This is a genomic window from Neorhizobium tomejilense, assembly GCF_964254135.1.
Lineage (GTDB): Bacteria > Pseudomonadota > Alphaproteobacteria > Rhizobiales > Rhizobiaceae > Neorhizobium > Neorhizobium tomejilense.
Genome location: NZ_CAXUSO020000001.1, coordinates 2,794,538 through 2,816,787, shown reverse-complemented (window position 1 = coordinate 2,816,787; position 22,250 = coordinate 2,794,538). Strand labels below are relative to the sequence as shown.

At 63.0% G+C, this 22,250-nt stretch carries 24 protein-coding genes and 2 pseudogenes; 10 read left to right on the top strand and 16 right to left on the bottom strand.

Annotated elements, in window-relative coordinates; translation table 11 throughout:
• Positions 1-3: 3 nt before the first annotated feature.
• Genes ACSQ3G_RS14410 through ACSQ3G_RS14395 form a run of 4 tightly spaced genes read right to left on the bottom strand, consistent with a single transcriptional unit; the run spans position 4 to position 4,140 of the window.
• Positions 4-378, bottom strand: coding sequence for a nuclear transport factor 2 family protein (locus ACSQ3G_RS14410; protein WP_436110515.1), 375 nt, complete (start codon positions 376-378; stop codon positions 4-6).
• Positions 378-1,082, bottom strand: a complete 705-nt coding sequence (locus tag ACSQ3G_RS14405; protein WP_436110514.1) for an aminotransferase class IV family protein — start codon at positions 1,080-1,082, stop codon at positions 378-380. Before ACSQ3G_RS14405 ends, ACSQ3G_RS14410 begins: the two co-directional genes overlap by 1 nt.
• On the bottom strand, positions 1,067-2,242 hold the full coding sequence (locus ACSQ3G_RS14400; RefSeq protein WP_436110513.1) for an aminodeoxychorismate synthase component I: 1,176 nt from the start codon (positions 2,240-2,242) through the stop codon (positions 1,067-1,069). Before ACSQ3G_RS14400 ends, ACSQ3G_RS14405 begins: the two co-directional genes overlap by 16 nt.
• Before the next feature lie 41 nt (positions 2,243-2,283).
• Positions 2,284-4,140, bottom strand: a complete 1,857-nt coding sequence (locus tag ACSQ3G_RS14395) for a M3 family oligoendopeptidase (RefSeq protein ID WP_436110512.1) — start codon at positions 4,138-4,140, stop codon at positions 2,284-2,286.
• 150 nt (positions 4,141-4,290) lie between these two features.
• Between ACSQ3G_RS14395 and ACSQ3G_RS14390 the strand changes: the two are divergent.
• From ACSQ3G_RS14390 to ACSQ3G_RS14380, 3 genes and pseudogenes are all read left to right on the top strand, one after another.
• Positions 4,291-5,479, top strand: a pseudogene (locus ACSQ3G_RS14390) (sigma-54-dependent transcriptional regulator); the annotation flags it as partial.
• A gap of 197 nt (positions 5,480-5,676) precedes the next feature.
• Positions 5,677-5,853: pseudogene (locus ACSQ3G_RS14385) on the top strand (helix-turn-helix domain-containing protein); the annotation flags it as partial.
• 278 nt (positions 5,854-6,131) lie between these two features.
• On the top strand, positions 6,132-7,925 hold the full coding sequence (locus ACSQ3G_RS14380) for a peptidoglycan L,D-endopeptidase MepK (protein ID WP_436110511.1): 1,794 nt from the start codon (positions 6,132-6,134) through the stop codon (positions 7,923-7,925).
• A gap of 87 nt (positions 7,926-8,012) precedes the next feature.
• Here ACSQ3G_RS14380 and ACSQ3G_RS14375 read toward each other — a convergent pair whose 3' ends face one another.
• The 3 genes from ACSQ3G_RS14375 to ACSQ3G_RS14365 form a co-directional block, all read right to left on the bottom strand.
• Entirely contained in the window at positions 8,013-8,285 is a 273-nt protein-coding gene (locus tag ACSQ3G_RS14375; protein WP_007752220.1) for a DUF2312 domain-containing protein, read from the bottom strand.
• 86 nt (positions 8,286-8,371) lie between these two features.
• Positions 8,372-8,695: a DUF1244 domain-containing protein gene (locus ACSQ3G_RS14370; RefSeq protein WP_436110510.1), complete on the bottom strand. Its 324-nt coding sequence runs from the start codon at positions 8,693-8,695 to the stop codon at positions 8,372-8,374.
• A 22-nt stretch (positions 8,696-8,717) separates the two neighbouring features.
• Positions 8,718-9,509 carry an N-formylglutamate amidohydrolase gene (locus ACSQ3G_RS14365; RefSeq protein ID WP_436111718.1) on the bottom strand — a complete coding sequence of 264 codons (792 nt, stop codon included), beginning with the start codon at positions 9,507-9,509 and terminating at the stop codon, positions 8,718-8,720.
• A gap of 272 nt (positions 9,510-9,781) precedes the next feature.
• Between ACSQ3G_RS14365 and ACSQ3G_RS14360 the strand changes: the two genes are divergently transcribed.
• Together ACSQ3G_RS14360 and pyk are read left to right on the top strand one after the other, a co-directional pair.
• Positions 9,782-10,192 (top strand): DUF1036 domain-containing protein, encoded by a 411-nt coding sequence (locus ACSQ3G_RS14360; protein WP_436111717.1) that lies wholly within the window; start codon positions 9,782-9,784, stop codon positions 10,190-10,192.
• Positions 10,192-11,631 (top strand): pyruvate kinase, encoded by a 1,440-nt coding sequence (pyk, locus tag ACSQ3G_RS14355; RefSeq protein WP_105421935.1) that lies wholly within the window; start codon positions 10,192-10,194, stop codon positions 11,629-11,631. Before ACSQ3G_RS14360 ends, pyk begins: the two co-directional genes overlap by 1 nt.
• A 69-nt stretch (positions 11,632-11,700) precedes the next feature.
• Here pyk and ACSQ3G_RS14350 read toward each other — a convergent pair whose 3' ends face one another.
• The 7 genes from ACSQ3G_RS14350 to ACSQ3G_RS14320 all read right to left on the bottom strand — a co-directional run bounded on the left by ACSQ3G_RS14350 (position 11,701) and on the right by ACSQ3G_RS14320 (position 16,336).
• A complete protein-coding gene (locus ACSQ3G_RS14350) occupies positions 11,701-12,447 on the bottom strand; it encodes a hypothetical protein (protein ID WP_436110509.1) in 747 nt (248 codons plus the stop codon).
• A 75-nt stretch (positions 12,448-12,522) separates the two neighbouring features.
• Positions 12,523-13,560, bottom strand: a complete 1,038-nt coding sequence (locus tag ACSQ3G_RS14345; RefSeq protein ID WP_436110508.1) for an alpha/beta fold hydrolase — start codon at positions 13,558-13,560, stop codon at positions 12,523-12,525.
• A gap of 19 nt (positions 13,561-13,579) precedes the next feature.
• Entirely contained in the window at positions 13,580-14,200 is a 621-nt protein-coding gene (locus ACSQ3G_RS14340; protein ID WP_436110507.1) for a hypothetical protein, read from the bottom strand.
• Between the two features lie 99 nt (positions 14,201-14,299).
• Entirely contained in the window at positions 14,300-14,425 is a 126-nt protein-coding gene (ykgO, locus tag ACSQ3G_RS14335; RefSeq protein WP_003497670.1) for a type B 50S ribosomal protein L36, read from the bottom strand.
• Positions 14,426-14,548: 123 nt separating this feature from the next.
• Positions 14,549-15,628 carry a 5-(carboxyamino)imidazole ribonucleotide synthase gene (locus ACSQ3G_RS14330; RefSeq protein ID WP_436110506.1) on the bottom strand — a complete coding sequence of 360 codons (1,080 nt, stop codon included), beginning with the start codon at positions 15,626-15,628 and terminating at the stop codon, positions 14,549-14,551.
• Positions 15,625-16,122: a 5-(carboxyamino)imidazole ribonucleotide mutase gene (gene purE / locus ACSQ3G_RS14325; RefSeq protein ID WP_007757842.1), complete on the bottom strand. Its 498-nt coding sequence runs from the start codon at positions 16,120-16,122 to the stop codon at positions 15,625-15,627. The genes ACSQ3G_RS14330 and purE overlap by 4 nt, the downstream gene beginning before the upstream one ends.
• 10 nt (positions 16,123-16,132) lie before the next feature.
• Positions 16,133-16,336, bottom strand: a complete 204-nt coding sequence (locus ACSQ3G_RS14320) for a YdcH family protein (protein WP_037077103.1) — start codon at positions 16,334-16,336, stop codon at positions 16,133-16,135.
• 231 nt (positions 16,337-16,567) lie between these two features.
• Here ACSQ3G_RS14320 and ACSQ3G_RS14315 point away from each other — a divergent pair, with 231 nt between their 5' ends.
• A complete protein-coding gene (locus ACSQ3G_RS14315) occupies positions 16,568-16,744 on the top strand; it encodes a YdcH family protein (protein WP_105400203.1) in 177 nt (58 codons plus the stop codon).
• Positions 16,745-16,902: 158 nt separating this feature from the next.
• Here the strand turns inward: ACSQ3G_RS14315 and ACSQ3G_RS14310 are convergent, their stop codons facing one another.
• Both ACSQ3G_RS14310 and ACSQ3G_RS14305 read right to left on the bottom strand, forming a co-directional pair.
• On the bottom strand, positions 16,903-17,163 hold the full coding sequence (locus ACSQ3G_RS14310) for an ArsR/SmtB family transcription factor (RefSeq protein ID WP_046634883.1): 261 nt from the start codon (positions 17,161-17,163) through the stop codon (positions 16,903-16,905).
• A 114-nt stretch (positions 17,164-17,277) separates the two neighbouring features.
• Positions 17,278-18,048 (bottom strand): sulfite exporter TauE/SafE family protein, encoded by a 771-nt coding sequence (locus ACSQ3G_RS14305; RefSeq protein WP_436110505.1) that lies wholly within the window; start codon positions 18,046-18,048, stop codon positions 17,278-17,280.
• A gap of 118 nt (positions 18,049-18,166) precedes the next feature.
• Between ACSQ3G_RS14305 and ACSQ3G_RS14300 the strand changes: the two genes are divergently transcribed.
• The 4 genes from ACSQ3G_RS14300 to ACSQ3G_RS14285 all read left to right on the top strand — a co-directional run bounded on the left by ACSQ3G_RS14300 (position 18,167) and on the right by ACSQ3G_RS14285 (position 22,248).
• The gene (locus ACSQ3G_RS14300) at positions 18,167-18,820 is read left to right on the top strand and encodes a thiamine phosphate synthase (RefSeq protein WP_436110504.1); all 654 of its coding nucleotides are present in this window, start codon (positions 18,167-18,169) and stop codon (positions 18,818-18,820) included.
• Positions 18,820-19,965, top strand: a complete 1,146-nt coding sequence (locus ACSQ3G_RS14295) for a tetratricopeptide repeat protein (RefSeq protein WP_436110503.1) — start codon at positions 18,820-18,822, stop codon at positions 19,963-19,965. Before ACSQ3G_RS14300 ends, ACSQ3G_RS14295 begins: the two co-directional genes overlap by 1 nt.
• A 293-nt stretch (positions 19,966-20,258) precedes the next feature.
• Positions 20,259-21,059 (top strand): inositol monophosphatase family protein, encoded by an 801-nt coding sequence (locus tag ACSQ3G_RS14290; RefSeq protein ID WP_436110502.1) that lies wholly within the window; start codon positions 20,259-20,261, stop codon positions 21,057-21,059.
• Between the two features lie 136 nt (positions 21,060-21,195).
• Positions 21,196-22,248 (top strand): flagellar motor protein MotA, encoded by a 1,053-nt coding sequence (locus ACSQ3G_RS14285; RefSeq protein WP_105438006.1) that lies wholly within the window; start codon positions 21,196-21,198, stop codon positions 22,246-22,248.
• The last annotated feature ends 2 nt before the right edge of the window (positions 22,249-22,250 follow it).

Below are 22,250 nucleotides of genomic sequence, written 5' to 3'. Positions count from 1 at the left end.
AGATCACTCCGTCGCGGTGCCCTGGTGAAAGACCATGCGCCATTTGCCATCCGGGTCGAGGCGCCAGACGGAGCTTCGGTTGGCAAGGAGCCTGCTCCCGTCGTCGTTGATGCGGGTGCCGCGATAGGTGGCGAGCGCGATCGTGTCGCTCAGCATCGTGGCGCTGAAGTCGGTGATCGACGTGTTGCCCGGTTCTGTCTCGGCCACGAGGTGGGTGACGATATCGTCGAACGTATAGGCGCGGCCGGAGCGGCCGAATTCGCGGAATTCCGGCGCCAGCAGTTCGCGCAGCTTTTCCTCGGAATTGCGGACCTCGCGGCTCTGCAAGGCAAGCTCGAGCCCAAGCAGATGATCCGCGAGGGCGCTGGGCGTGGTCATTACCGGCCTGCCCGGGCCATTTTCGCGGCGCGGGCGGCAGGACGAGGGGCTTCCGCCGGCATTTCCGATCGCGCCGTCTGGGCGACGAGTTCGGCGGCGATCAGGCCGCGCAGAGAATTGCCGACGAAGAAGCGGCGGTTTTCGAGGTCGATGAGGCGCAGGACCTGGCTTTTTGCCTTGCCCTCACGGATGAGGTCGGCGCGCAGGATGCCGGGCAGGAGCCCGCTCGACAGCGCCGGGGTCAGCAGCGAGCCGTCCGGTTGTTCGACGAAGACATTGGTGATCGTGCCTTCGCAGACTTCGCCGCGCTCGTTGAGAAGGATAACCTCGTCCGCCTCTTCGGGTGAAAACTCGGCGCGGGCGGCCTCATAGATCTCGCGCCGAGAGGTCTTGTGGCGATAGGTCGGGTCGTCGGAGGGAAGCGTCGTCCTGGCGACCTGAATCCGCCACAGCGTATCGGCGGGCAGGGGCGTGAACGGCGTCGTGGTGATCTCGATCTTGCCGCGGTAGGTCATCACCAGGCGGACGCGGAGCGGCGTTTCGCCGCCGGCTGCAGCCGCTTTAAGCTGTTTCAGCGTATCCGCCGGGGGCTGGCGGAAACCCAAGGCATCCGCCGAGCGGCTGAGCCGGCGCAGATGCTGGTCGACCCGGAGCAAGCCATTGCCCGGTTCCCAGCGCATTGTTTCGATCAGCGAGAAATCCATTGGTCGCCCACCGCAAAGCGTGCCTTCAACAGGCACTCGTCATACTCGGCCTCGGCCTTCGAGTCGAAGACGATGCCGCCGCCGACATTGAAGACGGCTTTTTCGTCGTTGAAAAGCGTGATCGTGCGGATGGCCACCGAAAAACGCATCGGGCCGGCCGGATCGCACCAGCCGATCGCGCCGCAATAGACGTCGCGCGGTTCCCTTTCGAGATCGGCGAGAATGCGCATGGCCCACATTTTCGGCGCTCCGGTGATCGAACCGCAGGGAAAGAGCGCGGCAAGGATGTCCGGAAAGCCGATCTCGGGCAGCAGCTTCGCCCGCACGTGGCTCACCATCTGGTGGACGGTCGGATAGGTCTCAATTTCAAACAATTTCGGAACCGACAGCGAACCGACCTCGCTGATCATCGAAATATCGTTGCGCAAAAGGTCGACGATCATCCGGTTTTCGGCGAGCGTCTTTTCGTCGGCGAGCATTTCCGCGATGATCGCCTCGTCTTCCTCCACGGTCGGGCCGCGCGGGGCGGTGCCTTTCATCGGATGGGTTTCGATGAAACGATCCGCATCGACCGAAAAGAACAGTTCGGGCGAACGCGACAGGATGGCGGGGCCGCCGAGGTCGACGAATGCGCCGTAGCGCACCGGCTGGCGGGCGACGAGGGACCAGAACGCGGAAAGCGGATCGCCGTGCCAGCGTGCCGCGACCGGCATGGTCAGGTTTGCCTGGTAGCAGTCGCCGTTGCGCAAGTGCTGGTGAAGCCTGTCGAACCGTTCCTGGTAGGTCGCAAAATCCCAGCCGGCACGCGGCTCGCTGAGGAAGGAACCTTGCGAAGAACCGTCGTCCACGATCGTGCCGGGCGGTCCGGCGAGCGGATGTTCGTTGCCCGAGGGTTTGTCGAATATGCCCATGGCGATCAGCGGCGTCGGCCGGTCGTCGACGATCAGCGGCCGGAGCTTGTCCTCGAAGACGTAACCGGTCTCATAGGAAATATAACCCGCCAGCCACTGACCGGCGAGGCGCGCCTCTTCCAGGCGCCGAAGTGCGGGCAGCACCTCGGTGGCGGTCCGGGCCGTGACGATTTCCTTCGGCCGGTCGAAGACGAGGCTCCGGCCGGCGGGGTCGTCGCGAAAGAGCGCGAAGGGCGCTTTCTCATTCATGGCAGTGTATTATGGGCATGGGCGTGCATTAAGGGAATGCCTCAAGCCTTGTCCAGAGCCTCCAGCTCGTCGATCAGGCCTTCGATCATCGACAGGCCCCTGGACCAGAAGGACGGATCGGTGGCGTCGAGGCCGAAGGGCTTCAGCAGCTCCGAGTGATGTTGGGTGCCGCCGGCCTTCAGAAGCTCGAAATACTTCTGCTGGAAGCCCGGAGCGGCGTTCTGGTAGACCGCGTAGAGCGAGTTCACCAGGCAGTCGCCGAAGGCATAGGCGTAGACGTAGAAGGGCGAGTGGATGAAGTGGGGGATATAAGTCCACCAGCTTTCATAGCCCTCCGAGATCCTGATCGCCGGTCCAAGGCTTTCGCCCTGGATGGAAAGCCAGAGTTCGCCGATCTGCTCGGCAGTCAGTTCGCCTTCCTTGCGGGCCGTGTGGACCTTGCGCTCGAACTGGTAGAAGGCGACCTGGCGCACGACCGTATTGATCATGTCCTCGACCTTCTGGGCGAGCATGGCCTTGCGTTCGCGTTTGTCGGTGGTCTTTTCCAGCAGCGCGCGGAAGGTCAGCATTTCGCCGAAGACGGAAGCGGTTTCGGCAAGCGTCAGCGGCGTCTGGCACATCAGGGCACCCTGATCGCCGGCCAGCACCTGGTGGACGCCGTGGCCGAGTTCGTGGGCGAGCGTCATCACGTCGCGCGGCTTGCCCATGTAGTTGACGAGCACGTAAGGGTGGGCGGACGGCACCGTCGGATGCGCGAAGGCGCCCGGCGCCTTGCCCGGCCGCACCGGCGCATCGATCCATTCCTCCTCGAAGAAGCGGCTGGCGATATCGGCCATTTCGGGCGCGAAGCCGCGATAGGCGTCGAGCACGGTGTGCTTCGCCTCCGTCCAGGAAATCAGCGCGTTCGGGGTTTCCGGCAGCGGCGCGTTGCGGTCCCAGAAATTCAGCTGGTCCATGCCGAGCCACTTCGCCTTCATCGCGTAGTAGCGATGCGAAAGCCGCGGGTAGGCCTGCCTGACGGCCTCTGCAAGCGCATCGACGACCTCGCGTTCGACGCGGTTGGCGAGATGGCGACTGTCGGCGATGTCCTCGAAGCCGCGCCAGCGGTCGGAAATTTCCTTGTCCTTGGCGAGCGTGTTGGTGATCAGCGTGAAGACGCGCAGGTTATCGCCGAAAGTTTTGGACAGGGCTGCAGCCGCCTTGGCGCGGATCTCCGGCTGAGGTTCCTGCAGCATGTTGAGGGCGACTTCCAGCGGCAACTGTTCGCCGTCGACCTCGAAGCGGAGCTCGGCCATGGTCTCGTCGAAGAGACGGTTGAAGGCGGCGGCAGAGGTCATCGACTTTTCGAGGAAGAGCTGTTCCAGCTTGTCTTCGAGCTGGAAGGGCTTGTCTTTCCTGAGGTCGACGAGCCAGGGGCGGTAGTGGCCGGCGGCCGGGTCGCGGTCCATGCAGGCGTCCATCACCGCGTCGTCGATCCGGTTGAGTTCCAGGGCGAAGAACAGCAGGTGGGAGGAGAGGTCGGTCAGCTTGGCCTGCACATCGCCGTAGAACTTGCCGTTGGCCGGGCTCGACGTATCGGAGAAATAGGTGAGGCCGGCGAAGGAGCCGATCTTGCCGAGCAGATCGTCGAGCGCCTCGTATTCCTGAAGTGCTTCGCCGATGCCGCCGGCGCCGGTTTTCGTCGCGGCTTCGGCAAGCCGGCCCTTCCATTTTTCCTCGAAGGCGATCGAGAGCTTGTTCGCCTTTTCCATGTCGGCGGTGAAGGCCGGGGCGTCCTTGGCCTCGTAGAGGTCCGAGAGCTTCCAGACCGGCAGGAGGCCGAGCGCGGGGTCGGAGGCAGCAGCGCCCGCGGTGGGCGCGGCCAGAATTTCGGGGAGGGCGGGTGCGGACATTCTCATCGCTTTTTCCTTCTCAACCTGTTGTGCCTGTTTTCCTTGCCGGCCGTTAAAATGCAAGCTTTTCTCAAAAGGGGATGTTCAAGGCTTTCTGACACAACCAGCGGCATAACAGCCTAAAAAGGCCATGATGACCATTGGTGGGAGCCGAGCATGATTGCGCAAATCCTCGTTGTCGACGACGATCCTATTCAGCGTCGCCTGTTGAAGAATGCGGTTGAACGTTACGGCCATGCCGCCCATCTTGCCGAAAACGGACTGGCGGCGCTGGAGTTCCTGAAGCGCACCGCGACCGACATCAATGTCATCGTGCTCGACCTGATGATGCCGGAAATGGACGGCCTCACCTTCCTCGCGGCTATCCGCGAACTTGGCATCGAAACGCCGGTCATCGTCCAGACGGGACAGGGCAGCATCGAATACGTGGTGCAGGCGATGCGCGCCGGCGCTTTCGATTTCGTCGTGAAGCCGGTGTCGCCGGAACGGATCGGCGCCTCGATCACCAATGCGCTGAAGCTCGACCAGAAGGAATCGAAGGCCCGTGTCGGCCGCCGCCATCGCGCCGGTGCCGTCGGCTTCGGCGATATCATCTCGGCAAGCCCCGACATGCTGCGCGTCATCGATCTCGCGCAGCGCGCCGCCCATTCCAACATCCCGGTGGTGCTGGAAGGCGAATCGGGCGTCGGCAAGGAAATGATCGCCCGCGCCATCCAGTCGAACAGCGACCGCGCCGGCAAGCCGTTCATCACCGTCAACTGCGGCGCCATTCCGCACAATCTGGTGGAAAGCATCCTGTTCGGCCATGAGAAGGGCGCCTTTACCGGCGCTTCGGAAAAACATACCGGCAAGTTCGTGGAAGCCGATGGCGGCACGCTTTTCCTCGACGAGATCGGTGATTTGCCGCTCGACGTCCAGGTGAAGCTGTTGCGCGCCGTGCAGCAGGGCGAAGTCGAGACCGTCGGCGCCTCGAAGGTCCAGAAGGTCAATGTCCGGCTGATCTCGGCCACCAACAAGGACCTGATCGAGGAGGTCCGGGCCGGCCGCTTCCGCGAAGACCTCTATTATCGCCTCAACGTCTTCCCGATCACCATCCCGGCGCTGCGCCGCCGCAAGGAAGACATTCCGCATCTCGCCCGCGTGTTTGCCGAGCGGTTCTCGACCGAACAGAAGCTCAACAGGACGCTGTCGGTCGGCGCCGGGGCGCTCGCGCTTCTGACGGCCTACGACTGGCCGGGCAACATCCGTCAGCTCGAAAACGCCGTGTTCCGCGCCGTCGTGCTTGCCGAGGGCAACGAGCTCACCGAAGACGATTTTCCGCAGATCGCGGCGCAGATCCCGGAATTTAGGCAGGCGGAACTGGCGGCGACCGCCGTCATGCCCGCACCGGGTGTCCTGTCCGACTACGCCATGCGCGAGGCGCTTGCCGATTCGCCGGTTTTTGCCAATAACGACAAGGCTCGGGCCGGCAGACCGGATGCGAAGGCGATGCTCGCCGCCGCTTATCCCCAGGAAAACGTCATCGTCAGCACCGACGAGACCGGCGAAGTGAGGAAGCTTGCGGATGTCGAGGAGGAGCTGATCCGCTTTGCCCTGAAGTTCTATCGCGGCCAGATGAGCCAGGTTGCCCGTAAACTCGGCATCGGACGCTCGACACTTTACCGCAAACTCAAGGATTACGGCATCGATCCCGATGATCCCCTGAAGGAAGCCGCGTAATTCCTAATGTATTAGCTTGTGTTAACCTTCGCGCAAGGATGTCCTGTCAACGTCTGTCAATCTCTGATTAGTCAATTGTTGACTATATGGGAGAAGGTTGTACATGTGTGGCACATTTGCCATCGTGTCACCGCAATTGACAGTCATTTGAGGCAACGTGGGACGTTGTCGACAGGACGGGGATCGTTTTGCCGGATCAGTATGCAAAAGAAACGCCTTCGGGTGAGAAAAGGCGCGGCGGCAAAGCTGGGTTTTTTGTCAGTTTGACCCGGCGCGTCATGGCCGTCACCCTGCTGGTGTTGATGGCGCTGCCCGTGCTTTCGGTCTCCGCAAGCGGTGCTGCAGCCCAGGAAAAAAGCCTCAAGCTCTATTTCGTCCATACCGGCGAAAAAGCCGTCATCACCTTCAAGCGGAACGGCAAGTTCGATCCCAAGGGCCTCGCCCAGATCAACCAGTTCCTGCGCGACTGGCGCCGCAACGAACCGGCCAGGATGGACCCGCGGCTCTTCGACCTCGTCTGGGAAGTCTATCGCCGTTCCGGCGCCTCCGATTACATCCACGTGGTTTCCGCCTATCGTTCGCCGACCACCAACAACATGCTGCGCACCCGTTCGCGCACCACCGGTGTCGCCAAGAACAGCCAGCACATGCTCGGCAAGGCCATGGATTTCTACATTCCGGGCGTGAAGCTCTCGACGCTGCGCGGGCTCGCCATGCAGATGCAGGTCGGCGGCGTCGGCTATTACCCGACCTCGGGTTCGCCCTTCGTGCATCTCGATGTCGGCGGCGTTCGTGCCTGGCCGCGCATGACGCGCCAGGAACTGGTGCAGATCTTCCCGAACGGTAATACGATCCATCTTCCCGCCGACGGCAAGCCACTTCCCGGCTACGAAACGGCGATGGCGGATTACAAGCGGCGTGTCGGCTCGGATTCGATCCAGATCGCCAGCACTGCCGGTCGCGGCATCAGAGGCGACTCGGAACGCAAGCGTCAGCCTAACCTTCTGGCATTCCTGTTCGGCGGCGGTGGTGCCGACGAGGAGGAAGATAACGAGGAAAGCGCTGCTCCAGCCGTGGCGCGGCGTGCGGCTCCGGCTGCAAAGCCTGCTGCGGACGACGAGGGCGAAGCTCCTGTCGCAGTTGCCTCGGCTTCGCCTTTGACGGGCCAGATGCAGAACCAGGCCCAGGCTCCGGCGCAGGCGCAGATGGTTTCAGCGCCCGTACCGCTTTCGCGTCCGGCCTTCCGTTCGGATAGCGGCGGGCTTGCCACCGCGCTCTATTCTCCGGCGCGCAACCCTGCCCAGGAAGCGCTCGCCCTGCAGGCGTCCGCTCCGGCCCAGCCCGGCGGCGAAACTTTTGCCGATCTTTCCACCTACAATATTCCGGTTCCGACGCTGCTTGGACCGCGGGGCTTCAAGGGTGATGCAGAAAGCGGCGTGATGACCGCGTCCGTCGGTCCGATGCAGCCGCCGGAGGATGTTTCGTCCGTTCCACTTCCCAGTCAGAGGCCGAACATCGCCGCTGCCGCTCCCGCCGCCAAGGCTGAGGAACAGCAGGAGCTGACGCCGGCCCTCGTTGCAGCGCTTGCCCAGAGTGTCGAACCGCGTCAGGCGGCGGTGCCCACGCCTGTTGCTCCAACCCAGCCTGCTGCTCCGGCCCAGCCTGCGCCGGCAATGGCGGCAGCTCCCATGCCGGTCCAGAAGCCGGTTGAAACGGCGTCGGCTTCTCCGAAGGTCATCCATTCCAACAGGGGCGCGCAGTTCGGCGACGGTTTCGACGCGCCGCGCAGCCCTGTCTCGGCTTCGACAAGCGCGCTTCCGATCCCCGCCAAGGGCGGCCGTGCGCCCGGGTCTGCGCCGCAGACGGCAAATGGCGGCTTGACGGGCGACATGCTGGCGAAATGGGCTCTCAACAACAATCGCGCCGACGCGGCCGCCTCGATGAAGGCACCGCGCGTCGTCAGCAGGACCCTCAACAACGAATATTCGGCAGGTTATTCCGGCGGTGGCTTCAGGCCGGTTGCCGCCACGGTGGCGATCGATCCGAACCGGTTCAGCGGCCCGAACAACTGATCGCCGGGCTGATCGAAGACCATAAAAAACCCGCCGAAATGGCGGGTTTTTTCATGCTTTCTGTCTGGCCTGCGTGCCTGGAAAGAATCAGGCGGCATCCTGGTCGGCAGGGGCCTCGATCATGCCGAGCGCCTGGAGATATGTATCGAGGATCAGATCCTCTTCCATGCGCTCCTGGTCGTCCTTCTTGCGCAGGGCGATGACCTTTTTCATGATCTTCGTGTCGTAGCCCATGCCCTTGGCTTCGCCGTAGACATCCTTGATGTCGTCGGCGATGGTCTTCTTTTCTTCTTCCAAGCGTTCGATACGCTCGATAAATGCGCGAAGCTGGTCGCGGGCGACGCCATGAGCATCAGACATCGGGGCCTCCTGATCGTGTAGATTTCAATGAATGGTCGTCAACTGCCGAAAAGCCGCCGCGAGGTCAAGCCCAATCGGCAAATCGATCAACCATGGGCCGGCTTGTTCACGTCGAATGCGGCTTTTTGTGCATCCGAGGCTTCCGCCTGGTGCAGATTTTTCCAATCCTCGTAGGGCATGCCGTAGACGATCTCGCGGGATGCGTCCTTGGAGAGGTCGACGCCGGCATCGCTGGCGGCATCGCGATACCAGTTCGAGAGGCAGTTGCGGCAGAAGCCGGCGAGGTTCATCAGGTCGATATTCTGCACGTCGGCGCGTTCACGCAGATGCTGGACGAGGCGGCGGAAGGCGGCGGCCTCGAATTCGGTCTGCTGCTCTCTGGTCAGTTCCGTAGGCGTGACTTCGCTCATGGGCGCATCTCCTGGTGTCGCGTCAGACTGGATAGGGGCCGGTGCGCGAGGGAAAGATCCTATATTCATGCAATGTGGGGTCGGCGTTGAGCGTCTTGAAGACCGGCGCCAGCCTTTCCGCCCAAGCGGCGATGCCGGCCTCGTCGCCGATCAGGTCCTGGCGGACCTCGAGAAGCGCGTGCGGAGTTCCTGACACCATGCAGTGCCGGTACATCGTGTCGCCTTTAAGCGCCCCGTCATAGGGCTCGTTGTCGCCGACGACGATGTCGCCCGGTTCGCCGAGCAGGTGGAGGAGCGGCGTCACGGCGCGATCGTCGCTGTCCCAAAGCACGGCCGCGTGCCAGGGGCGGGCGACGCCCTTCCAGAACGGCGTGAAGGAATGCAGAGACAGGACGAGCGGCGCACGGCCCGAGGCACCTGCCTTGGCAATCGTGCGCTCGACGGCGCGGTGATAGGGCCGGTGATAGGTATCAAGGCGGAAATCCCACTCTTCCTGCGTGATCGGATGATTGCCGGGGATGATCGCCCCGTCGGAAATCTTCATGATCAGGGTCGGATCGTCCTCGCCGCGGTTCGGGTCGATCAGCAGGCGCGAGAAGCAGCCGAGCACCGCCGGCACGTTGAGCATCGCCGCCAGGCGGCGGGTGAGCCCCTCGATGCCGATGTCGAAGGCGATATGGCGGTGGAAGGCGCTCGCCGGCAGGCCGAGGCTGCCATAGCGGACGGGCAGGCGGTTCATCGCATGGTCGGCGAGCAGCACCATGCCGCTGTCATAATCGCCTTCTATGATCTCGAAAGGAATGAAGTCCTGCATCGCCATCGGAAATGAAACGGTTTCGAAAGGTCGGTCGGGAGACGGGTGTTGATGGCATGGGGAAAGCCGCGACGCAAGCCGTGCCGGTGCGACGATCAGCTTGGATTGAGGCCATGAGACGGACTAATCGATTAGAGTTACGTTGACTTTCCGACTCCGCCGCGCGAAGAAAGTGCTTCACGAATAACCATGGAGTCCTGACGGAAACCGTGTCGAAAAAATCCCCCAAAGCCATTCTTCGCTCCATCGTTTCCGCCCCGGCGCTTGCCGCCATGGTCGCCTCCGGTATTCCGCTTTTCGCGGCGACTGTCGCGCATGCGGATTTCCGTGTCTGCAACGCCACCCAGAACCTCGTCGGCGTGGCGATCGGCTATCGCGCCACGGAGGGCTGGACCACCGAAGGCTGGTGGCAGGTTCCGGCCTCCACCTGCGCGACGCTGATCGAGGGCGAGCTGCAGTCGCGTTATTATTATCTCTATGCCGAGGACGCGGCCCGGGGCGGCCGCTGGACCGGCAATGTGAACATGTGCGTCGCGGAGAACGAGTTCAAAGTCGTCGGCGTCAATGACTGTTTTGCCCGTGGCTTCCAGCGCATGGGCTTCAAGGAATATGATACGGGCCGTCAGGGAAGCTGGATGGTCCAGCTTTCGGACACGCCTGGCACACAAGAAGGCCACAACTGATGAGGCGCAACCGCAAAGTAAAGATCCTCGCAACCCTCGGGCCGGCTTCGTCCGAAGAGGCGATGATCCAGAAGCTGCATGAAGCGGGGGCTGATCTCTTCCGCATCAACATGAGCCATGCGAGCCACGACCTGATGCGCACGCTGATCAAGCGCATCCGTTCCGTCGAGGAGCGCTGCGGCCGGCCGATCGGCATTCTCGCCGACCTTCAGGGCCCGAAGCTGCGCGTCGGCAAGTTCGCGGCGGGCAAGGTGACGCTGACCCCCGGCCAGACCTTCACGCTCGACAGCCGTGACGAACCCGGCGACGAGACCCGCGTGTTCCTGCCGCACCCGGAAATTCTCGAATCTGTGAAAGTGGGCCACCGGCTGCTGATCGACGACGGAAAGCTGGCGCTGAAGGCCGAGAAGGCCGATGGCAAGAGCATCGTCTGCAAGGTCGTCGCCGGTACCAGCATTTCCGACCGCAAGGGCGTCAGCCTGCCCGATACGCTGCTCGGCGTCGGCGCGCTGACCGAAAAGGACCGTATCGACCTCGACGCGGTTCTCGCGACCGACGATGTCGACTGGGTGGCGCTTTCCTTTGTCCAGCGCCCCGACGACCTTGCCGAAGTGCGCAAGATCGCCCGCGGCCGCGTCGGCATCATGTCGAAGATCGAGAAGCCCCAGGCGCTCGAGCGCATCGACGAGATCATCGAGCTTTCCGATGCCGTCATGGTGGCGCGCGGCGATCTTGGTGTGGAAATGCCGATCGAAGCCGTTCCCGGCATCCAGAAGCAGCTGACGCGCTTGTGTCGGCGCGCCGGCAAGCCGGTCGTGGTCGCAACCCAGATGCTGGAATCGATGATCACCGCGCCGGTTCCGACCCGCGCCGAAGTGTCGGACGTGTCGATCGCCGTTTTCGAAGGCGCCGACGCGATCATGCTCTCGGCCGAATCGGCCTCCGGCCAGTATCCGGTCGAGGCGGTGTCGATGATGGCGTCGATCGCCAGCACGGTCGAGCAGGATCCGCTTTATCCGAGCATCATCTATGCACAGCGCGCGACGCCCGAGGCGACCGGTGCGGACGCCATCTCGCTTGCCGCCCGCCAGATCGCGGAAACCCTGAAACTGTCCGCCATCGTCACCTATACCTCGTCGGGCACGACGGGCCTGCGCGCTTCCCGCGAACGTCCGGAAGTGCCGATCATCGCGCTCTCGCCGATCGTCCAGACGGCACGCCGGCTTTCGGTCGGCTGGGGCATGCATTGCGTCGTCACCCATGACGCGACCGACCTCGACGACATGGTCAACCGCGCATGCCGCATCGTGGTGTCGGAAGGCTTCGGCAAGCCCGGCGACCGGATCATCATCTCGGCCGGCGTTCCGCTCGGCACGCCCGGCGCCACCAACATGCTGCGCATCGCCTATATCGGCTCGGACGGCCAGAGCGGCATCTGAGGCGCAACGCCCCGACAAACGAAAACCGCCGGAGCGATCCGGCGGTTTTTTGTTGCGCACTTCCGTGGGTCAGACGGTGATGCTCACCGTTGGCATGGCGGAGATCGTGCCGGTCAGGGCGTTGACGGAGGCATCGAGGCTTCCGGTGCCGGGCACCGTGGCTGCGCTGTTCTGCTCGCGCAGCCTGCGGGCGGCCTCTTCCAGCAGTGCCTTGATCTGGCGGGCGACGGTGCTGAATTCCATCGCGGTCTTGATGTCGTCGAGGGACAGTTTGGGCGCCTCGCGCGGCGTTTCATCCATCGCGTCGAGATAGGCTTGCTCGGCGTGGGAGACGGGCTTGTCGGCTGCGGGCTCGTCTGACGGTTCGTCGGCGGAGGCAGCCGTGGCCGGTTCGTTCGCATCCGGGATGGTCTCTCCTGTCTCCGCTCCGGAAAGAGCATTGGCGGGGGCCGTTGGCGCAGTCCCGCCGCTCCCGGCAAGGGCCTCGGTGAATTCGCGGGCGGCGCCGGCAACGATGACGCCGAGCTGGGCCGCCTGCTTGGCGATCACCTGCGGATCGAACCCCCAGCGGCGCATGAACTCGAGCTGCTGCTTGGCATCATCGAGCTTCTGCTTCGCACGCGCCTTTGCCTGTTCTTCCGCCTCGTCACTCGCCTTCTTCAGCGAGGTCAGGCTATGGACGAGGCGATCGTAGAGATCGTCCTTGGGGCTGGATGGACCGGACGACGCGGCTGTTGCGGCATCCGTCGAGGCCGACGCTCCATCCTGCTTCGCAGGCCGCGCCGGGTAGTCACTGCCAATGCTGCCGATCTGCATCTCGTCTCTCCGATTCCATGTGGCCGGAGGTTGGGACGGTCAGCTTGCTTCGGGCTGGCGTCGTCCGAGCAAGGCTCAGGTTTTCTCGATCGAAAGATCCATTTCGGGAGCCGAGTCTTCCGCTGTCGGCGCAATGCGCGCTTCCGCGATGTGGGCGGCGGCCTTCAGGTCGCGGGGGAGGCCCGAGAGTTTTTCGATTGCCACGATCACCACGTCGCTCGCCAGATAATCCGGCTTATGGCCGAGATTGCGGATGGAGACGAGTTCGGACCCGGCGATATCGCGGGCAAGGCCGCGCGAATGGATCTCCTCCGCGACGATCGCATCGCTGTCGCCGGTGATGATCACCGTCGGTGCTGTGATCTCCGTATATCGCGCCGCGACGCGCGTCACGTAGCCGTTAAGGTTGGCGACGTCGATGGCGTTGCTTCGAAACACTTTCGGGCGCAGGACCAGATACGGTGCGCCGTCGCGAAGATAGGTCTCGGGGCAGGGGTTGGGGTGAAAGACCGAGCACGTGGCGGCCTTCATCACCATGAGGCCTGCCGGCAGGGCGAGAAGATGGCTGAACAGCCGGCCGACCACCGGGCGGGCGGTGAGTTTGTAGTACCAGTCGATCCGGCCGGGCCAGGGATGGGTGGCAGGCGCCAAAAACAGCAGGCCGGCGGTCTTTTCCGGATGATAGAGGCCGAAGCTCGCGGCGATCGCGCCGCCGAAGGAATGGCCTGATATGATCGCCTTCTCGATGCCGCGCTTTTCCATCAGCCTTGCGATCGCCGCTGCCTGGCCATCCGGGAAACCGTTTTCGGGCCTGCCGCGCTCGGAATAACCGTGACCCGGCCGGTCGACGAAGAGCATTTCGGCGCGGCCTTCGAGCGCCTTACGGAAGGCCGCCTCCTGATCGCGGAAATTGCCGCTGGCGCCATGGATGAAGACGATCGCCGGGAGATCGGCGCCGGCCGGCTTCGGCACATGCAGCGAATTCATGGAAAAGCCGCCGACATCGACCAGTTCGCCGGTATTCGGAAACTCTGCCTCGATCGCCTTCGTCTTCCAGGCGGTGAAGCAAAAAGCGGTGGCAACAATGATGATGGCAAGGGGCAAGATCATCATCGAGGTGCCGCCCGAAGGCTCAGGTCCGGTTGCCGGCGAGCTTTTCGGAAAGCTTGGTGACGGCTTCCTGGGCGTCGCGGTCGGCCGGGTAGACGGCGAGATAGTCCTGCCATGCCTTCAGTGCCAGTTCGTCCTTGCCGGCTTCCGTCAGGATGCCCGCCATGCCGGCCAGCGCTCCGAAATGGCGCGGCTCGCGTTTCAGCACTTCGGCAATGTCGGCCATGGATTTGCGCGGGTCACCCATCGTGTAGTGCAGCGTCGCACGGCGGTTCCAGCCTTCGGCAAAGGCTGGATCGAGCACGGTCACCTGATCCAGGAAATCGAGTGCCGCGGCGTTGCGCTTTTCCTTGATGGCGGTCGCAGACCATTGCATCAGCAGGTTGACGGTGGCGCTGCCCGAATCGTTGAGGTCGGCGATGATCTGGCTGGCGATGCCGCGTGCCTTTTCCGGATTGCGTTCGCGCTTCAAGGCACCGAACAACGCATCCACGGGCTTGCCAGGTTTTTGGGCGACGGCGGGAACGACCGGGGCGGCCGCAGGTGGTGCGGCGGGCGGCTTGGGTGTCGCGGTCTGGGCGAGAGCGGACGAAGCGGCGAGGCTCGCGGCGAGAATCAGGGTACTGAAACGAAAATAGCGCATGCGGATAAGGTAATCCGCCTGCGCCGAAGGTCAAACCCGATTTGTCGTGTTATCGACAATTTGATCGGCTGCGGCCGAGACCGAAGCCGATTGCCTGTATCAGCCCTGACGAGCCTTGAAGCGCGGGTTCTGCTTGTTGATGATGTAAACGCGGCCCTTGCGGCGAACCAGACGGTTATCGCGGTGACGAGCCTTCAGCGCCTTAAGCGAGTTCTTGATCTTCATTTTCCTGGTCCAGCAGTCTGTGGGCGTGAAGCCGCATGTCTATCAATCAAAAGCGCGCCGCCAAGATTCTTCGAGGGGCGCGCTCTCAGTTGGGCGTGCAGATAACCCGAGCCAATCTGCATGTCAACCTTGTGACGACGTTTTCAGGCCGTTCAATTCGGTCACATGGCCCATTTTCCGGCCCGGTCGGGATTCCGTCTTGCCATAGAGATGAACCAGAACATCGGCGCGGGAGAGCCAGGCGGGCACGTCCAGAATATCGTCGCCGATCAGGTTGGTCATCACGCAGTTGGAATGGCGGTGCGGGCTGCCGAGAGTAAGCCCTGCGACGGCGCGGATATGTTGCTCGAACTGCGAGACGACACAGGCGGCCTCCGTCCAGTGCCCGGAATTGTGGACGCGCGGGGCGATTTCGTTGGCGATCAGTGTGCCATCCGCCATCACGAAGAACTCCATGCCGATGACACCGACATAATCCAGCGCGGCGAGCAGTTTTTCGGCCGATTCGCGGGCGGTCTTCGCCGTCGCCTCGGAAACCCTGGCGGGCAGGGTGGAGGTGTGGAGAATGCCGTTGCGATGGACGTTTTCGGCCGGATCGTAGCAGGCGACCGTGCCGTCCTTGGCGCGGGCGGCGATGATCGACACTTCGCGCTCGAAGGGCACGAAACTCTCCAGAATCAGCGGCACGCCGCCGAGCGCATCATAGGCGCCGGCGGGTTTGTCCTCGACGGTGCGGAAGACGCGCTGGCCCTTGCCGTCATAACCCATGCGGCGGGTCTTCAGGACGCCTTGGCCGCCGAAATCGGCGAGCGCCTTTTCGAGGTCGGACTGGCTGTCGACGGCGTGGAATCGGGCGGTCTCGATGCCGCAGGAATTCAGGAAGCGCTTTTCGGTCAGCCGGTCCTGCGACATATCGAGCGCCTTGGCCGGCGGGTGGACCGGAACGGAGCGCTGCAGCGCCTCGGCGGCGGTGACCGGCACGTTTTCGAATTCATAGGTGACGACGTCGCAGCGGCTGGCGAGTTCGGCGAGCGCTGCCGGATCGTCATAGGCGGCAGTGATCTGGGCGTTGGCGACCTGGGCTGCCGGGCAGTCGGCCTGCGGTTCGAGCACGATCGTGCGGAAGTTCAGCCGGGCTGCGGCCATGGCCAGCATGCGGCCGAGCTGGCCGCCGCCGATGATGCCGATCGTGTGGACAGTCATGGAGCCTCGTCGATTGGGTAGTCGGCAACGGCCGCACTCTGGCGGGCGCGCCATTCGTCGAGCCGATCGGCGATCTCGTCGTCGTTGAGGGCGAGAACCGCGGCGGCCAGCAGGGCGGCGTTGATGGCGCCGGCCCGGCCGATGGCAAGCGTGCCGACCGGAATGCCGGCCGGCATCTGGACGATCGACAGCAGGCTGTCCTGGCCGGACAGCGCCTTCGATTGAACCGGCACGCCGAAAACGGGAAGCGGCGTCATGGCGGCGGTCATGCCGGGCAGGTGGGCCGCACCGCCGGCACCGGCGATGATGACCTGGAAACCTTCGGCACGGGCGCCCTTGGCAAATTGCATCATCCGCTCCGGCGTGCGATGCGCCGATATGATACGGGCCTCGTAACCGATATCGAGTGCCTCCAGCGTGTCGGCGGCGTTCTTCATGGTCTCCCAGTCGGACTGGCTGCCCATGATGATGGCGACGGCAGGTCTTTCAGACATGGCGGGACCCTTAAGCGATGATGTCCGGAACAATCTGGTCTTCGAGCTGAGTCATCTTGTCTTTCAGCGACAGTTTCTTCTTCTTCATGCGCTGCACGCGAAGAGCGTCGCAGCCGACCTGGATCATGGCATTGATGGCGGCGTCGTAATCCTCGTGTTCCTGTCGAAGTTTCGCGAGCACCAGCCGGACATCCGCCTGTTCCTGATCTGCCATATTCCAGTCCCCATTCTCACGCCCGGCATTTCAGCGGTCGCCGGCATTCTCCGCAAGCCTCTACCACCAAACCGCGTTAACGGGAAGTTAGACAAGGTCACGAATTTGCCCACTTCAAACCATGATTTCACCTTCGACAAAGCCGGCCGATCGTGTCACACTTCCTTCGTAAACCTGAAGCCTCGGCATTAGGGAATGCCGTGGTAGGTGACTAAGGAAGGAACATGCCACATGACCGTCCAGGCTCATATCGCATCGCTTGAAAAGAAGCACGGTGCATTGGAGGAGGAGCTCCAGACCGTTCTCGCGTCCCCCTCCGCCGACGACCGTGAAATAGCCGACCTCAAGCGGCGCAAGCTGCGCATCAAGGACCAAATGCAGCGCCTTAAGGCAACCACGCGTCATTAGTTCCTCAGTAGGAGAAGCGCCGCTCGCCCATTGTTTCATCAGTCAGAGGCGAATAATAAAAGCGGCAAACCAATAATCCAGAAATAACCCAGAAATAACAATGACAAGGTTCTGGTCGTGGAAGGGAGCCACAATTCCCACGGTTTAAAAGCCGGTCGTCACGACCAGAACTGATCCAGCCACAGGTTCAGCCTGTCGAAGCCCTTGCTGTTGACGGAATAGATGCGCCGCGTGCCTTCCGCCGTCACATTCACCAGATTGCTATCCAGAAGAGCCTTCAAATGCTGCGACACCGCGGGCCGGCTGATCGGCAGGCCTTGCGCAAGTTCGTTTACGGTTCTCGGGGCGCGCCGCAATTCCTCCAGCAGATACCGCCGGTTAGGATCAGCTATGGCTGCAAAGGGGTCAACGGTTGTCATGCGTTGAACTTACGGTAAACGCTCGATAACGGCAAGATTTATTGTGCATCGCAACAACGCAGCCCGCCTTATTTTGCGTTGCTTTTTTAGCTGCATCGCGCTCGCTTTGCCGGGTCAGAACGGCAGGCCGTCCCACAGCAGTTTCAATCCCGCACAGAATGCCAGACCGTAAGTCATCGGATAGAAGGTTTCCGCCTTCAGATGCTTGACGATGGCCGCGCCGATCATGGTCGCGATCAGGGCGACCGGTAGAAGGGTTGCGGAGATGGTGAGGTTTTCGGAGTCGAGTGCGCCGAGGAAGAAGTAAGGGATGACCTTGACCGCATTGACGATCGCGAAGAAGCGGATGCTGGCGCCGGTATAGGCTTTCGGATCGAGCCGCATCGGCAGGACGTAGATCTGGAACGGCGGCCCGCCGGCATGGGCGACGAAGCTCGCGTAACCGGACAAGGCGCCCCAGAAGGTGGCGGCGCCCGGCCGGTGCGGCAAGGGAGCCCTCGGCTGGTTGGATCGGGGGCCGTAGACCTGCCAGAAGTAGCGCACGGTAAACAGGATCGTTGCAACCGCGATGACGAGGCGCAGGGCATCGTCCGAGACATAGGCCGACGTTGCCCATCCGAGCGCGATGCCGATGATGCCGCCGGGCAGGATCACCAGCAGCGTCCTGGGATCGTTGAAGTTCCGCCACGACCATAATGCGACGATGTCCATGACGATCAGGATCGGCAGGAAGATCGCCGCCGCCCTGACCGGATCGACGGCGAGCGACATCAGCGGCACGCCGAGCAGACCGATAGCGCCGCCGATCCCCCCTTTCGAGAGGCCGACAAGCAGGACGGCGGGGATGGCGAAGGTGAAGAACGCGAAGCTAAGCGTATCGGGCATGAAGACTCGAAGGCGATGAGGGAATGGTTGATCCGGCAGGCGGTCCGGTCTATCGAATTTGCGGACAGAAAACGAGTGCGGATTTTCGCAAACCGATATCCGCCGAACGGGAAGAAACATGACCGGACAGAAAGACCGCTGCCGCCTCGTGCTGATCGTGCCGCAATATGACGATGCCGATCAGCAGGCCAAGGATCTCGAAGCAGCGCTTGTAGGCGGCGACGTCGCGTCGGTCATTGTGCCGCAATACGGGCTCGACGACCAGGCGTTCCAGAAGCGTGCGGAAGCGCTGGTCGAACTGATTCAGGCGGCGGGCGCTGCGGCGCTGGTCTGTGGAGACAGCCGGGTGGCCGGGCGCATCAAGGCAGATGGCCTGCATCTTGGCGGTGACCTCACCGAGCTGGGGGAGGCGATCGAGAAATTCGTGCCGAAGATGATCGTCGGCACCGGCGGGGCGGGCGACCGGCATCAGGCGCTTGCAATCGGTGAACATCGTCCCGACTATATCTTCTTCGGCAAGCTCGACGGCGATATCAAGCCGGAAGCACATCCGAAAAACCTCGCGCTCGGCGAATGGTGGGCATCGATGATCGAGATCCCCTGCATCGTCATGGGCGGCACCGATCCGTCATCCGCGCTTGCCGTCGCGGAGACCGGCGCGGAATTCGTGGCGCTCAAGGGAGCGGTCTTTTCCAACCCCCAGGGCCCCGGTGCCGCGGTCGCTGAAGTCAACGCAATCCTGGACGAAAAAGCGCCACGGTTTGAGGCTTGATGGAGCCCATGCCGTCGAACCGCCTTTCCCGCGTGATTCTGAAAGGGCTGCTGGCGACACTCATCGCTTCGGCGGCGATGCCTTGTCTTGCGCTGGCGCAGGCGAATTCCAGGGCGGTGACCCGGCCGGTGGAGCCCGATTTCCAGCCAATGAAAAAAGGGCGGGTCGAGACCCAGCCGGTTCCGGGCTCCGCAAAGGGAACCAAGGAGCCTGAGGGCCAGCCGAACGGCATCATTCCTTCGGGCGGCGTCGAGCTTTACCAGCGCATGGGCGCGGCACTGCCGCCGGCACCGGCGGAAAAAAACTATACCGGCACCGTGGACGAAGCCTACGGGGCATACCAGCGCGGAATGTATGTGACCGCCCTCGACAAGGCGCTGACCCGGGCCGGGACCGGCGACGCGGCGGCGCAGACGCTGGTCGCCGAGATGATGACCAAGGGCCTCGGCATCAAGCGCGACGCCAAGACCGCGGCATTCTGGTATCAGAAGGCGGCGGAGGGCGGCGATCCGGCCGCCATGTTCCAATATGCGCTGCTGCTGATGACCGGGCGCGATGTTCCCCGCGACAAGCCAAAGGCCGACGGTTTCATGCGCAGGGCCGCCGAAGCCGGCAATGCTTCGGCGCAATTCAACTGGGCGCAGATCCTGGTTTCCGAAAATCCGGGCGACAAGGGCCTGCATCTGGCACTGCCCTTCTACGAAAAATCCGCAAGGCAGGGCGTCGCCGATAGTCAATATGCGGTGGCGCAGGTCTATGTGACGCTGAAGGATATTCCGGCTGAGAAGAAGGCGCGGGCCCGCGAATGGCTGGAGCGCGCCGCAACGGCCGGTTTCGACACCGCGCAGCTCGACATGGGCCTCTGGTTGGTCAACGGCGTCGCGGGAGACCGCGATTACGAAAAGGGTTTCGAGTGGCTGCGGATCGCTGCCCATCGCGGCAATGTCGTCGCCCAGAACAAGCTCGCGCATCTCTATGTCAACGCGCTCGGCACTAGGCCTGATCCGGTCGAAGCGGCGAAGTGGTACGTGCTGTCACGTCGCGCCGGCCTTCAGGACCCGGAGCTCGAGGATTTCTATCTCGGGATCAACGAGGATCAGCAGCGCCGGGCGATCGAGGCGGCGAATAAATTCCGGCGTGGGTGAGGCCCGGTCCGGCGCAGCCGGAGCAATCGATCCAGTGAATCGATTGCAGGGCCGAACGCGCTGAGCCAAAGCGAAGCGCCGGGAGACGCTGCGGCAATCTGGTTTCGTCGCTCACACATCCGGAACCGTCGAACACCAGTTTTGCGGACGCGGCAGGGCTGCAATGCCCGCATTCTGCCGGACGGCTTGAATTTCCCGCGGTTTTGTGGTCTTGAACCCGCCCATCAATAAAAAACTGAAAAAACGCCGTCCCGTCCAGACGACAAGTCGGGACAACCCCAAGGATTTCCCGCATGGCCCGCTCCGCCCTTCTCAACGTCATGGTTCAGGCTGCCCTCAAGGCAGGCAAGTCGCTTTCGCGAGATTTCGGCGAGGTGCAGAACCTGCAGGTTTCGGTGAAGGGCCCCAGCGATTTCGTGTCCCAGGCGGATCTGAAGGCAGAAAAGATCGTCCGCGACGAGCTCTTGAAATCGCGTCCGACCTACGGTTTCCTCGGCGAGGAAAGCGAAGAGCTGAAGGGCACCGACGGCGCGCATCGCTGGATCGTCGATCCGCTCGACGGGACCACCAACTTCCTGCACGGCATTCCGCAGTTCGCAGTTTCCATCGCGCTCGAGCGCAACGGGGAAGTGGTTGCCGGCGTCGTGTTCAATCCCGCGACCGACGAGCTGTTCACGGCCGAAAAGGGCGGCGGTGCCTTCATGAACGACCGCCGCATCCGGGTCGCCGCGCGCCGCGTGCTGTCCGACTGCGTGATCGGCTGCGGCATGCCGCATCTCGGCCGCGGCAATCACGGCAAGTTCCTCGTCGAACTGCGCCACGTGATGGGCGAAGTGGCCGGCATGCGTCGCTTTGGCGCGGCCGCTCTCGACCTTGCCTATGTGGCTGCCGGCAGGCTCGACGGCTTCTGGGAAACCGACCTTATGCCCTGGGACATGGCCGCCGGCCTGATCCTCATCCGCGAGGCGGGCGGGTTCGTTTCCGACATGAAAGGCACGACCGATATCTTCGGCAGCGGCAATGTCGTGGCTGGCAACGAACTTATCCAGAAGGCGCTGGTCGAAGTCGTCAATCGACCCGTTCCGACCCGCTGAGGCATTTTTGCGCCACCGCCCGGCTTAGAGCTTCAGTACTGAATAGCTGACTGTTTTCCTGAGCTTCTGCACTTCAATTCGTCGCATTTTTCAACTAGCCTCCGGCACTGCAGACTACCGGGAGGCGAAGCATATTATGGCGAATGCGACAGTGGACGATTTGGACGCGTCTGAAACGGGCCGCGGCGGTTATGCCTATAAACTGTCCAATCCAGCATCGTTCCTATGGACGATGCTGATCTTCCTGATCATCGTCGGTTTCGTCGCTTCCATCCTCTACCGCCAGGCCGCCCACGCCTTCCAGACCAATCCCGGCCTGAACGGCCTCATTCTCGGCGTTCTCCTGATCGGCGTGATCCTGGTTTTCAACCAGGTGATCGCCTTGATGCCGGAAGTGCGCTGGTTCAATTCCTTCCGCGCCGCCGGCAGCGCCGACAAGGTCGGCCGCGAGCCGCGCCTGCTGGCGCCGATGCGCACCCTGATCGGCAGCCGCCGCCGGATGGCGCTGTCGACCAATGCCTTCCGCTCGATCCTCGATACGATCGGTACCCGCCTCGACGAATCACGCGACACGTCGCGCTACCTGATCGGCTTGCTCGTCTTCCTCGGCCTGCTCGGCACGTTCTGGGGCCTTATCCAGACCATCGGCTCGATCAGCAACGTCATCGGGGCGCTTGATCCCAATTCCGGCAGTTCCAACGACGTGCTCGCCGCCATCAAGAGCGGTCTTGCCCAGCCGCTCGCCGGCATGGGCACGGCGTTCTCGTCCTCGCTGCTCGGCCTTTCCGGTTCGCTGATCCTGGGTTTCCTCGACCTGCAGGCGGGCCGCGCCCAGAACCGCTTCTATACGGAACTTGAAAACTGGCTGTCTTCGGTGACCGATCTCGGATCGGACCTGCCGCCTGTTGTCGCCGAGACCATCGCGAGTGGTTCCTCGGAAGATATCAGGGCGCTGACCGAACAGCTGCGCGCGCTTGCCTCCGCCCAGACCAAGGGCCCCGTTGACGCCCATCAGAACGAGCGGTCGCTGTCGGCCATGGCCAATCTCGCCGAAGGAATCCAGGGCCTGGTTAAGAACATGCGCAACGAACAGCAGATGCTGCGCGACTGGATCGAGGCGCAGCAGGAGGAATCAAAGGCTCTGCGCCGCACGCTCGACCGGCTTTCCGACAAGATCGGGGGGAAGTAAGC